This is a genomic window from Alteromonas sp. MB-3u-76, from assembly GCF_002831605.1.
GTDB classification, from domain to species: domain Bacteria; phylum Pseudomonadota; class Gammaproteobacteria; order Enterobacterales; family Alteromonadaceae; genus Alteromonas; species Alteromonas hispanica.
Genome location: NZ_CP025115.1, coordinates 1053614 through 1066794 on the forward strand (window position 1 = coordinate 1053614; position 13181 = coordinate 1066794).

The 13181-nt window shown below is 44.9% G+C and carries 10 protein-coding genes; 9 read left to right on the forward strand and 1 reads right to left on the reverse strand.

The genetic code is table 11. The features are described from left to right. Positions 1–37 precede the first annotated feature (37 nt). The 9 genes from bamA to tilS all read left to right on the forward strand — a co-directional run bounded on the left by bamA (position 38) and on the right by tilS (position 12092). Complete coding sequence (gene bamA / locus CW735_RS04765) at positions 38–2515, forward strand: outer membrane protein assembly factor BamA (protein WP_100971124.1); 2478 nt, start codon at positions 38–40, stop codon at positions 2513–2515. A gap of 72 nt (positions 2516–2587) precedes the next feature. Further along, positions 2588–3103, forward strand: a complete 516-nt coding sequence (locus CW735_RS04770) for an OmpH family outer membrane protein (protein WP_071978862.1) — start codon at positions 2588–2590, stop codon at positions 3101–3103. A gap of 172 nt (positions 3104–3275) precedes the next feature. Then, the gene (gene fabZ, locus CW735_RS04775; RefSeq protein WP_071978863.1) at positions 3276–3725 is read left to right on the forward strand and encodes a 3-hydroxyacyl-ACP dehydratase FabZ; all 450 of its coding nucleotides are present in this window, start codon (positions 3276–3278) and stop codon (positions 3723–3725) included. A gap of 1 nt (position 3726) precedes the next feature. Next, on the forward strand, positions 3727–4497 hold the full coding sequence (gene lpxA, locus CW735_RS04780; RefSeq protein ID WP_071978864.1) for an acyl-ACP--UDP-N-acetylglucosamine O-acyltransferase: 771 nt from the start codon (positions 3727–3729) through the stop codon (positions 4495–4497). A gap of 2 nt (positions 4498–4499) precedes the next feature. Next, positions 4500–5648 (forward strand): lipid-A-disaccharide synthase, encoded by a 1149-nt coding sequence (lpxB, locus tag CW735_RS04785; RefSeq protein WP_100971126.1) that lies wholly within the window; start codon positions 4500–4502, stop codon positions 5646–5648. Beyond that, positions 5641–6216, forward strand: coding sequence for a ribonuclease HII (gene rnhB / locus CW735_RS04790; protein WP_100971129.1), 576 nt, complete (start codon positions 5641–5643; stop codon positions 6214–6216). Before lpxB ends, rnhB begins: the two co-directional genes overlap by 8 nt. Before the next feature lie 45 nt (positions 6217–6261). After that, positions 6262–9726: a DNA polymerase III subunit alpha gene (dnaE, locus tag CW735_RS04795; RefSeq protein WP_100971131.1), complete on the forward strand. Its 3465-nt coding sequence runs from the start codon at positions 6262–6264 to the stop codon at positions 9724–9726. Positions 9727–9794: 68 nt separating this feature from the next. Beyond that, positions 9795–10751 carry an acetyl-CoA carboxylase carboxyl transferase subunit alpha gene (accA, locus tag CW735_RS04800; RefSeq protein ID WP_071978868.1) on the forward strand — a complete coding sequence of 319 codons (957 nt, stop codon included), beginning with the start codon at positions 9795–9797 and terminating at the stop codon, positions 10749–10751. A gap of 45 nt (positions 10752–10796) precedes the next feature. After that, positions 10797–12092, forward strand: coding sequence for a tRNA lysidine(34) synthetase TilS (gene tilS, locus CW735_RS04805; RefSeq protein ID WP_232368364.1), 1296 nt, complete (start codon positions 10797–10799; stop codon positions 12090–12092). A 151-nt stretch (positions 12093–12243) separates the two neighbouring features. Here the strand turns inward: tilS and CW735_RS04810 are convergent, their stop codons facing one another. Further along, positions 12244–13131, reverse strand: a complete 888-nt coding sequence (locus CW735_RS04810) for a GGDEF domain-containing protein (protein WP_232368365.1) — start codon at positions 13129–13131, stop codon at positions 12244–12246. Positions 13132–13181 lie beyond the last annotated feature (50 nt).

The following is a 13181-nucleotide window of genomic DNA, read 5'->3' on the forward strand; positions in this document are numbered from 1 at the left end:
CAGCAAATATGAAACGCGGCCAGGAAAAGAAAAATAGATGAAGTTAAAACAGTTAGTAGCAGCCGGATTAGTATTATCCAGTGCTAGCTTTGCCAATGCTGCGGCGCAAGACAGTAAATTCGTAGTACAAGATATTCGAGTTGAAGGGTTACAGCGTGTAGCACTTGGTGCGGCGTTAACCTATCTACCTGTACAGGTAGGTGATGAGCTAAATACATTTCGTGTAACACAGCTTATCCGTTCGTTATATTCTTCCACTCACTTTGAAAACGTTGAAATTTTACGAGATGGTAATACTCTTGTTGTTCGCGTATCAGAGCGCCCAACCATTAGTAATATCATCTTTGAAGATAACGATGATATTAAAGATGAACAATTACAAGAGAGTCTTGACGGTAACGGTGTGAGAGTGGGTGAACCGCTCGATAAAACGGTACTCACTTCAATTGAAAACGGGCTTAAAGATTTTTTCTACAGTATTGGTAAATACAACGCTGATGTAACCGCTATTGTTACCCCATTGCCCCGTAATCGCGTCGATTTAAAGCTTCTTTTTGAAGAGGGCGACGCGGCAGAAATTGAGCAAATCAATATTGTTGGTAATGAGTTGTTTTCCGATGAAGAGTTAATGGAGTCGTTTGAACTTCAATACGATACTCCATGGTGGGACTTTTTATCTGAAACGCGCTATCAACAGCAAACGCTGCAGGGCGATATGGAGTCGTTGAGAAACCATTACCTCGACCGTGGTTATTTGCGTTTCAATGTCGATTCTACACAGGTGTCCATGACGCCAGAAAAAAGCGGCATTTACGTTGCCATGAACGTGACAGAAGGCGAGCAGTACACTATTTCCGAAGTGGAGCTTGTCGGTGATGTTCTCGGACACGAAGAATACATAGAGCGTGTGCTACCGCTTACGCCTGGTGAACTTTATAACCAAGCAGAAGTGACTTACACAGAAGAGTTTATAAGTAAGTACCTTGGCCGATTTGGTTATGCGTATCCTACTGTGACTACTGTTCCTGATATCAATGATGAAGACAAAACGGTAAAACTGACATTGTCCGTCGACCCGGGTAAGCGCATCTACGTTAACCGTATCAAATTTAACGGAAACGTGGTTACCGCCGATGACGTTCTTCGCCAAAACGTGAGTCAGATGGAAGGTACTTGGCTATCTAATAGTCAGCTTGAGGTATCAAAAAGCCAGCTGTCTCGTCTTACTTATATGGAAAACGTAGAATTTGAAACAGTACGAATTCCTGGCTCAGAAGACAAAGTAGACGTAAACTTCAACGTTAAAGAGCAGCCTTCTGGCTCATTTAACGCAGGTATCGGTTACGGCGAAAGAACGAAATTGAGTCTGCAAGCGGGTATACAACAGGACAACTTCCTAGGTACCGGTAAACGAGTTGGGCTTAATCTAAGTACAGTTTCTTATCAGAAGTCAGCGCAAATAACCTATAACGACCCTTATTTCACGATTGACGGCATCAGTTTGGGTGGAAGTATCGGGTACAGCGAATTTGACGGTTCCGACTTTAACGTTATTCAGTACAACTCGAAACGTTGGTCTGTAGGCGCAAACATTGGTTATCCAATTAACGAAGTAAACCGTATTAATTTTGGTCTTACATACAGTAATGTAGAGCTTTTCAACCGTGGATTTTACGAGCAAACCGAACGTTTTTATAATCAGTTCCCTGATGGCAACGATCCTGACGCGGCGGTAAAATACGACAGCTACTTAGCTAGCGTAAGCTGGAGTAGAGTGACTTTGAACCGCGGTTTGTTTCCAACTGCAGGTTCATCACAGCGCGCTTCGTTTAGTGCAACAACACCAAATTCAGATGTAACTTATTTTAAGTCTGTGTTTGACGGTAAGTGGTACTTCCCACTATCACGTAATCAGCGCTGGTCGTTCCTTGCCCGAATTCGTTTGGGTTATGGTAACGGTTATGGCGATATTGACGGTAATGAGCAAATTCTCCCGTTTACCGAAAACTTCACCGCAGGTGGTGCAGATTCACTTCGTGGATTCGAAAACAATACCGTGGGGCCTAGAGGTTTACTAGTATCATCACCGGGTAATATCGTTGGTCCAGACGGCGAGACATTCCCGAGCGACCCTGCCGATGCAGTGATATCTTGGTCTCGACAGAGCCTTGGTGGTAACGCAATGGCACTTGGTGGTATAGAGCTTATTGTACCGACGCCATTTGTTGAAGCTGATATGGACAACTCAGTACGTACAAGTTTGTTTGTGGATGTGGGTAACGTATGGGATACTGAGTTCGATTTCGACCGATTCAGTCAGTTAGAGGTGAGCCCGAATCAGCGTGGTGAGCTATTGGACTATTCTGATTGGACTCTGTATCGCAGTGCAGCAGGTGTGTCTGTTCAGTGGGTATCACCCATGGGGCCGATGGTATTTAGCTTCTCTAGAATGATACGAGAGCGTGACGGTGATGATGCGAGATTCTTTACCTTCAACATCGGTCAAACTTTTTAAATACTTTTTAATTAGAAAAGCGGGCTCGCACTTCGTGTGTCCCAAACAAGAAGATACAAAAAGGAGTTCCCTTTGAAACAGTTGGTTAAACATATCGTTGCAGGTGCAATGTTAAGTAGTGCACTAGTCAGTACGTCAGTAATGGCAGAACAGAAAATGGCCGTGGTGGACGTGCAAGGTATTTTCCAAGCTATGCCTCAGGCTGCAGAGTTGCAAAACGCAATTCAATTAGAGTTTAAAGATCAAATTGAAGAAGTTAATCAGCTTCAACGTGACGGTCAGTTCTACGCAGAACGCCTTCAGCGCGATGCAGCAACAATGAGCGACTCAGAGAAAAAAGAACTAGAACAAAAGATCTTATCTGTTCGTGAAGAGCTTTCTAAAAAGGGTCAGCCTCTTCAGCAGGACATTCAGCGTCGCAGCAACGAAGAGCGTAACAAGTTGTTAGGTCTTATCAAGCAGGCTATCGATTCAGTAGCGGCTAAACAGGGTTACGACCTTGTCCTTAATGCTGGTGCTGTTGCGTTTGCAAAAGAAGAGCACGACTTATCTGAGCAAGTTCTAGAACAGGTTAGCAAAGCTAACTAAAACATTGCCACGGCTGGTAGTGTGTGACAATTCATCAGACCAACAACCGAAAGGTGTTGGTCTGATTTGTTTTTCGCGTTTAACAGCGTATGGTTGCCGCCGAATTTAGTTTTTACGGCGAGTTTGACCATAAATCAGTTGCTAGGTCATGCTTGAATACAGGAGAAAGTTTTTGGCCAATTCACTTAATACCATCGAAATACAGGAAATAATGGCACTTTTGCCTCATCGTTATCCTTTTCTGTTAGTCGATCGTGTCACCGACTATGTACTCGGTGAATCAATAAAAGCGTATAAAAATATCACAATAAATGAACCTTGCTTTACGGGGCATTTTCCTGGCCAGCCTATTTTTCCAGGCGTACTTATTTTAGAAGCAATGGCCCAAGCGGCTGGCGTTCTCGGTTTTAAAACCATGGGGAAAAATGATAGTTTGTATTTATACGCGGGAATAGATAATGCGCGTTTTAAGCGTCCTGTTGTGCCTGGTGATAAGCTTGAGTTTGACGTGGCATTAGTGAAGGAAAGAAGAGGGATCTGGAAGTTTAAAGGTACTGCAACTGTCGAGGGAGACTTAGTTTGCAGTGCAGAATTTATGTGTGCGATGAGAGAGATAGCATAACGTGATCCATCCAACTGCGGTAATTTCAGATAGCGCAACCATTGGTGAAAATGTCACTATTGGCCCGTTTTGTGTGGTAGACGATAACGTAACCATTGGTGATGGTTGCATATTGAAATCACACGTAGTTGTTCGCGGTAAAACGCGAATAGGCAAAAACAATAAGTTTTTCCAATTTTCGTCTATTGGCGAAGATTGCCAAGACAAAAAATATGCCGGCGAACCCACGGAACTTATCATTGGTGATAATAATGAGTTTCGCGAGGGCGTGACTGTTCACCGCGGCACGGTTCAAGATGAAGGTATTACAAAAATAGGCTCTAGAGGCCTATTTATGGTAAATGCCCATATCGCACACGATTGTGTGTTAGGCGACGATATTATTGTTGCCAACAATTGTGCAATCGCAGGTCATGTGCACATTGACGATTTTGTTATTGTTGGTGGTGCAGTGGGTATTCATCAATTCTGTAAAATTGGTGCTCACGCTTTCCTCGGCGCCGGAGGTATCATTTTAAGAGATGTCCCTCCTTTTGTGATGGTGAGTGGACACAAAAACATTCCCCAGGGCATTAACTCCGAAGGCCTCAAGCGTAGAGGCTTTGAAAAAGATGAAGTGCTGGCGATAAAGCGTGCGTATAAGGTGATTTACCGTGCAGGCAATACTATCGAAGAAGCCATAGAGGCACTTGAATCTCCAGCGAAAGACCACGAAAGCGTAGCCCGTATGGCTGACTTTCTTCGTCATGCCGAGCGGGGCATTATTCGATAATTATGACCAAGCCATTACGTATCGGCATGGTGGCCGGAGAGCCTTCTGGCGATGTACTCGCTGCCGGAATGGTGGCTGAACTGAAACGCCAATACCCTGATGCCATCATTGAGGGAATTGGCGGGCCAAATATGCAGGCCCAGGGCTTTAAGACATTATTTGACATGGAAACCCTGTCGGTAATGGGGCTTGTCGAAGTTATTTCTCATCTTCCCGCAATTCTAAAAGTTAAAAAGCAGCTGCTTGCGTATTTTGAACAATACCCACCGGATATTTTTGTTGGGATAGATGCCCCAGACTTTAATTTGCGTGTTGAAAAAGCGTTGAAAGCTCGAGGTATAAAAACGCTTCATTATGTCAGTCCTACAGTATGGGCATGGCGAGAAAAGCGTATCCACAAAATAGCAAAAGCTGCTAATCGCGTTCTCGGACTGTTCCCTTTTGAACAGAAAGTGTATGACAAGTATAAGGTACCTTATACCTTTGTTGGCCATACAATGGCGGATACTATTGCCATAAAGCCAGATCAAAAAAAGTCGAGAATAGCGCTGGATCTTGAGCTTGATAAACCCGTGTTAGCTGTGTTGCCAGGCTCGCGAAGAGGTGAGGTAGAAACGCTTCTTCCAGTATTTCTAGAAACGATTGAAGCTATCCACAAAAAGCGCCCCGATATCCAATTTGTGATACCCGCAGCAAATGATCATCGCTTTGAGCAAATCGAAACGTTTTTATCACAGACTAATGATGCATTAGCGCGATTACCTATCCATATTACGAACACAACGTCAAGAGATGCTATGATTGCCAGCGACGTTATATTGTTGGCTTCGGGTACAGCCACCTTAGAGGCAATGTTGTGTAAACGCCCTATGGTGGTTGCTTATAAACTCGCCCCGCTTACACATAAAATAATGCAGCGTCTTTACAAAGCACCTTACTTTGCTCTACCTAATCTATTGGCTAACGATGAAATCGTGCCTGAATTTCTTCAAGAGCAGGTAAATGCTGAGAATATGTGCAGCCAGCTTCTTGAATTTTTCGAAAGTGATAATTCAGCGCTTATTTCCCGTTTCACCGAACTCCACCATACGCTAAAATGTGACGCTGATAAGACAGCAGCAAAAGCGGTAGTGGAGGAGTTAGTTGGATAAATTAATAGCCGGTGTAGATGAGGTAGGCCGCGGTCCGCTGGTGGGTGATGTTGTCACCGCAGCCGTTATCCTTGACCCTTCAAATCCTATTGAGGGCCTGAACGATTCTAAAAAACTAAGTGAAAAAAAGCGCGTTGCTCTAGCACAAGAAATTCGAGAGAAAGCGCTTTACTGGAATATTGGCCGAGCTAGCCCCGCTGAAATTGACAACCTCAATATTCTACACGCCACTATGCTGGCTATGGTTCGCGCAGTAGACGGACTGCAAGTTACTCCAGATTTTGTTCGAGTGGACGGTAATCGCTTGCCTGATTGGAACTACCCATCAGAAGCGATTGTAAAAGGTGATGGCCTACATCAAGAAATATCGGCTGCATCCATCATTGCGAAAGTGGAGCGCGATAATGATATGCTGGCGCTTCACGAAGCTTATCCTCAATATAACTTTGCAGGTCATAAAGGCTATCCTACAAAAGCACATTTTGCGGCGTTAGCCGAATTTGGTGTGTTAGATTGTTATCGTAAGAGCTTTAAGCCGGTCAAGGCAATGCTTACGGGCAATAGTTAGTTTCGTAAAACAGATAAAGCGCCGCAAAATAAAAGAGAAAAAATCATGTCTTCGCCATTTATTCATTTACGTGTACACAGCGACTATTCAATGATGGATGGGCTTAATAAGGTTAAGCCTATTTTGAGTAAGGTTGCCGAGCTAGAGATGCCAGCGGTGGCCATTACCGATCAAATGAATATGTGTGGCTTGGTGAAGTTTTACTCAGAAGCTCACTCCCGCGGTATCAAACCCATAATTGGCACCGATTTTTGGGTAACCAACGAAGTATTTGGTGACGAACCATTCAGGTTGACACTGTTAGCTATGAATAACGAGGGCTATAAGAATATTACCGTTCTTATCTCTAAAGCCTATTTACGCGGTCATCTTTCCCACCGTGCGGTGATTGACCAAGAATGGCTTGCTGAACATAGCGAAGGTATTATCGTGCTATCTGGTGGTTTGCATGGCGATGTTGGCGTAGGGCTTACCAAAAATAACATCAAGCTGCTTGATTCCTCTTTGCAATTTTATAAAACCCATTTTCAAGATCGTTTCTATTTAGAGTTAGTGCGCACTGGCCGCCCGGGCGAAGAAGACTATTTACACCGAGCAGTGGAATTTGCCCAACAGAAAGACTTACCGGTTGTTGCGACTAATGAAGTTTGCTTTATCGATAAAGAGGGCTTCGAGGCGCACGAAATTCGGGTGTGTATTCACGATGGCTACACGTTAGATGATACCCGCCGACCTAAACGCTATAGCGAGCAGCAATATCTTCGTACCGCAGATGAAATGATAGAGCTGTTTAGCGATATTCCCGAAGCCATAGAAAACACCGTTGAAATAGCAAAGCGTTGTAATGTGACGGTTCGTCTCAACGAATATTTCTTGCCCCAGTTTCCAACAGGAGGCATGACAACCGAAGACTTCTTGGTCAAGGTCTCTGAAGAAGGACTTGAGGACAGGCTTGAGTTTTTGTTCCCTGATGAAAACGAGCGAAAAGAAAAGCGCCCAGAGTATGACGACCGTCTTCGCGTAGAGCTTGAAGTGATTAACCAAATGGGCTTTCCCGGTTACTTCCTCATCGTGATGGAATTTATCCAATGGAGTAAAGATAATGGAATACCCGTTGGGCCAGGTCGCGGTTCAGGTGCCGGCTCGTTAGTGGCTTATGCGTTAAAAATTACCGATCTCGACCCCCTTGAATTCGATTTGCTTTTCGAGCGATTTTTGAACCCCGAACGTGTATCTATGCCCGATTTCGACGTTGACTTCTGTATGGACAGACGAGACGAGGTTATCGATCACGTTGCTGAGCTTTATGGCCGCCAAGCAGTATCACAAATTATCACCTTTGGAACGATGGCGGCAAAAGCCGTGGTTCGTGATGTTGGCCGCGTGCTAGGTCACCCCTATGGTTTTGTTGATAGAATTTCAAAGCTTATCCCTTCCGATCCCGGTATGACGCTAGAAAAGGCGTTCAAAGCAGAGCCACAATTACCTCAAGTATACGAGCAAGATGAAGAGGTAAAAGACCTCATTGATATGGCGCGTATTTTAGAAGGTGTTACCCGTAACGCAGGTAAGCACGCAGGTGGTGTTGTTATTGCGCCCACCACCATCACCGACTTTTCACCATTGTACTGCGATGACGAGGGGAACAACCCTGTCACCCAGTTTGACAAAAATGATGTTGAAACTGCGGGGCTAGTTAAGTTTGACTTCTTGGGACTGAGAACGCTGACCATCATTCAGTGGGCTATTGATATGGTCAAAGAAGGCAAAAATATTGATATCGACATTTCTGCTATACCTCTCGCCGATCCTAAAAGTTTTCGAACTCTTCAAAATGCTGAAACCACCGCAGTGTTCCAGCTTGAATCTCGGGGCATGAAAGAGCTAATCAAGCGCCTTAGACCCGACAGTTTCGAAGATATCATTGCACTGGTGGCGTTGTTCCGCCCCGGCCCACTGCAGTCGGGCATGGTAGATAACTTTATCGATCGTAAGCACGGCCGGGAGGCTATTTCATATCCCGATAAAGATTATCAACATGAGTGTTTGCAAGAAATTCTAGAGCCAACCTACGGCATTATTTTATACCAAGAGCAGGTGATGCAGATTGCCCAGGAAATGGCAGGCTATTCCCTTGGCGGCGCTGACTTACTTCGTCGGGCAATGGGTAAGAAAAAGCCAGAGGAAATGGCTAAGCAGCGAGGCGCTTTTGCTGAAGGGGCAAAGGGAAATAATATTGACCCCGACTTGGCCATGAAAATTTTCGACTTGGTTGAAAAGTTTGCAGGTTACGGGTTTAACAAATCTCACTCTGCGGCATACGCTTTGGTGTCATACCAAACTTTATGGCTAAAAGTACACTATCCGGCTGAGTTTATGGCCGCTGTTATGTCTGCTGATATGGATAATACAGACAAAATAGTGACCCTAGTAGACGAATGCGAGCGCATGGGTATTGAGATTTTACCGCCAGACCTTAACGCCGGAAAATACAAATTTACGGTAGATAGCAAAGGCCGCATTGTTTATGGAATTGGCGCTATTAAAGGTGTGGGTGAAGGTCCTATTGAGGCCATCATAGAGGCCCGAAGTAGTCACGGTGCGTTTAAAGATCTGTTCGAGTTTTGTGCAAAAATAGACACCAAGAAAGTAAATAAACGAGTTTTAGAAAAGCTAGTATTATCTGGTGCAATGGATAATTTAGGACCGCATAGAGCGACGCTAATGGCAACATTGCCAGAGGCTCTTGCTGCTGCTGGGCAGCATGCGAAAGCTGAGTCTTTCGGTCAGTCAGATATGTTCGGGCTTTTAACCACAGAGCCTGATGAGGTAGAGCAGGCATTCGCCGATGTACCAGAGTGGCCTGAGAAGGTCTGGCTTGAGGGTGAAAAAGACACTCTAGGTTTATACCTTACTGGGCATCCAATAAATCAGTACGCCGATGAACTTCGTTATTACACCGATGGTCGCCTTGTTGATTTAAAACCAACAAATAAAGATCAAATGGCTAGCGCCGTTGGTCTGGTGCTTGGTGTTCGGGTGATGACAAACAAGCGAGGACGCCGGTGGGCAATAGTGACACTGGATGATAAGAGTGCCAGAATGGACGTACGTTTTTTCCCCGATACTTACGAACAGTTCGAAAGTGTGTTGGAAACAGACAAAATATTGCTCATAAAGGGACAGGTCAGCTTTGATGATTTCTCCGGGGGCAATACAATCACCGCCCGTGATGTTATGGACATTGTTCAGGCACGAGAGAAAAACGCGAAAGCGCTGGCGATAAAAGTAGATACCCAGACGCTTGAAACGAAAAAAATGAGTCAGATGCAATCTATTCTACAGGCATTTAATGGCGGCAGTTGTCCCGTTCAAATGGCGGTTACACACCCAGATGCTGAGGTAACGTTAGCATGTGGTGCTAAATGGTATGTAACGCCGGAGGATCAACTATTGCACGACCTCAAACAGTGTTTGGGAGAAAAAGCCGTTTCAATTCTCTACCATTAATGGTCAGAGTTCGATAGATTGGACATCTCGCGTTTGTATAAACGAGCGTAGAAAGAATAGGACATAAAATGAGCATACAGTTTTTGGACTTTGAGCAACCCATAGCCGAATTAGAAGCAAAAATAGAAGAGCTAAGGTTGGTTAATCAAGGTGGTGAGTTCGACGTAGGTATTGAGGAAGAAATAAATAAGCTGCGTGGCAAGAGCGCAGATCTGACTAAAAAGATTTTTTCTGACCTCGGGGCATGGCAGGTTTCTCAACTAGCCAGGCATCCAATGCGTCCTTACACGCTAGATTACATTCCGCGAATTTTCACCGAATTTGATGAGTTGGCGGGCGATAGAGCCTTTGCTGACGACAAAGCTATCGTTGGCGGACCGGCCATGTTAGACGGCCAACCGGTTATGGTTATTGGTCATCAGAAAGGTCGAGATACCAACGAAAAAGTCAGGCGCAACTTTGGTATGCCTAAGCCTGAAGGTTACCGCAAGGCACTACGCCTGATGAAAATGGCTGAGCGCTTTAATTTACCTATTATTACCTTTATCGATACTCCGGGCGCGTATCCGGGAGTTGGCGCTGAAGAGCGCGGTCAAAGTGAAGCCATCGCTAAGAACCTATTTGAGATGGCGGAGTTAACGGTTCCGATCATTTGTACTGTTATCGGTGAAGGTGGATCTGGCGGCGCGCTAGCTATTGGTGTCGGCGACAGAGTGAACATGCTTCAATACTCAACCTACTCGGTTATTTCACCCGAAGGCTGTGCGTCTATTTTGTGGAAAAGCGCAGAAAAGGCACCATTAGCTGCTGAGGCAATGGGTGTAAGTGCACCGCAGATAAAAGAACTAGGGCTTATCAACAGCATTGTTGAAGAGCCTTTAGGTGGCGCGCATCGTGACCATAACGGTATGGCCGCCAACTTAAAAGCAGTGTTAAAGCAGCAGCTAAGCCAGCTTAAAGAACTTGATAACAGCAAGCTATTGGATGAGCGCTATCAGCGCCTTATGTCATTTGGCTATTGCTAATCAAAGTATGAAAACGATGTTCCCTCAACAATGACGAATGTCATTGTGCAGATTAGTGATGCTATTGCTGCAAGTCTTTTAGAGGCTAACCAACCATTAGATGCTCCCCTCGTTATCGCGTATAGCGGGGGAGTGGATTCATCTGTACTCCTTCATGCCGCATTAGAATACCGAGATAAGCATCACTGTGATTTACACGCAGTGCACGTTCATCACGGCCTTAGTGATAACGCAGATGCCTGGACTAAGCATTGCGACCTGCAGTGTCGAATAAACGACATTGAATTCCATTCTAAAAAAGTCGACGTAGATACTTCAGCGAGAAAAAGCATCGAGGCCGAAGCAAGAAAAGCGAGATATCATGCTTTGCTCAATGTTTGCCAACAAATTGGCGGTGTTTTGCTACTTGGACAACACAGTGAAGATCAGCTAGAAACCGTGCTGCTGCAGCTTAAACGAGGAGCAGGACCGCAGGGACTTGCGGGAATGGCAGAAGCCCAGTGGCGAAATAACACCTTGGTTTTACGACCAATGCTGAATCTAAAAAAGCAGGATATTGTGAGTTTTGCCCGAGAGGAAGGTTTAAGTTGGGTTGAAGATGAGTCTAACTTTGAAACAAGTTTCGAGCGCAACTTTCTGCGAAATGACATCATTCCCCATTTAGTTGCCCGTTGGCCAGAACTGGCAAAAACCGTGAGCCGCAGCGCGCTTCTGTGCGCCGAGCAATCTCATTTAATTACTGATGCTGCTGCAAGTTATTTAAATCATTGTCAGTTATCACCCACACAGCTCGATGGTGCAGCGTTAGCGGAGTTATCTGTATCCTGGCGTAAGGCGGTTATTCGACTGTGGTTTACGCAAAATGGGCAGTTAGCGCCATCAAAAGCGCAGCTTGAAGAATTACTCTCTATGTTAAACGCAAAGCAAGATGCTACACCTGAGATGACGTTTAAGTGGGGCAAAGTAGCGCGCTCGAACGGTGATTTATATTGGGTACCAAAGCGCACCCTAGACATTCCTAAAACGCTCTCTTTTGAAAATAATAAGCCTGTTCTTCTTCCGTGGCTCTCGCTTGAGGTGACTGTGAAGGTTGACGATGCCCAATCGACAATATCACTTAAGACTGATATGCGTAGCCTCAAAATTAAACCAGAACACTCTGGTGTGTCTAAAGAGTTAAAAAACTGGTTTAAAGTCTGGAAGATACCTCGTTGGGAGCGAGAGGGGGTACCTGTTATTTTTGTTGGGGAAGAGCCTGTTGCTTTAATCGTGCACGGCGAGTGTATGTATTTAAAAAACAATCTTGGTATCGACACGCAGGTGCACATAGAACATAAATAGAACGCGTTTTTTGCGGTGATAAGCAAAATAAGCCTTGGCACAGAGCATCAAAAAAGACATGTCGTCCTTAACGGCAAATTATTGCCTCTAGCCAAAACGATAATTACTATTCAGCCTAAGTTTTTATACTCTTTATGTTTATCTGTTCTTGTTAGGCCGCTTGATAATCATTCTTTCCTGAATTTTTAACCTTATACAATGCGCTATCGGCACGGTCGAACATGCTGTTGGTACTGTCGCCTATACGATAAAGGGCACCGCCTAAGCTGCATGATACGCCAAGTTTGGCCAAATACTCAGAGCTGCTGATGCTCGTTTTAATGCGTTCCGCTGCGCACGACAGCTGTTGGTCGGTCTGACAATCTAAAATACAGCAGAATTCATCGCCGCCAAATCTAAAGGGTTCGTCCTCATCACGCAATACGTTAACCAAGTGTGTAGCGACATGAGCCAGAACTCTATCTCCCTCACTATGACCGAAGTTGTCGTTAACTTGCTTGAAATTATCAAGGTCGAGCACCAACAGTGAAAACGGTTCGTCTCTGCGCTGAGCCCAACTGCGCTGCCTCATCATTGACTGCTCAAAAGCGATACGATTTCCCAAGCCCGTTAGTGCGTCCTTCGTTGCCATTCCTTTCATGCGCAAATGTGAAACCGCATGTTTTGCTTGTTTCCCAAATAAATCATGTAGTTGGAATAAAATTTCTCGTTGCGACAAGGATAGGGGTGAGCTAATGTAATAATAAGCGTGAGCTTGTTCGCCGCTGCTTGACGCAGAGCCTTGTAATGGTAAATCGATGAGCGTTGAAGATATTTTTGCATTACCGAACACCCAGCGAGAGTCGAAGTCGGTCAAACTTAGACCGGCAACGGGAAGCAGTGCATTGAGCTGTTGAAAATATAAAGTTCCAAGCTCTTCAAGCTCAAGCGTTGAAAGTAGCCGATTGATAAACAAGGTCAACTCAGCAACAGAAAGTCCATGTGCTTGTGACTCTCTTGGATAAAAGCTGCTATGGTGTGTGCTATCGTATACTGTCATTGAAAATTCCACGGCGTACCCTTTTTCGCAATATTTTGCATCGGTTGTGT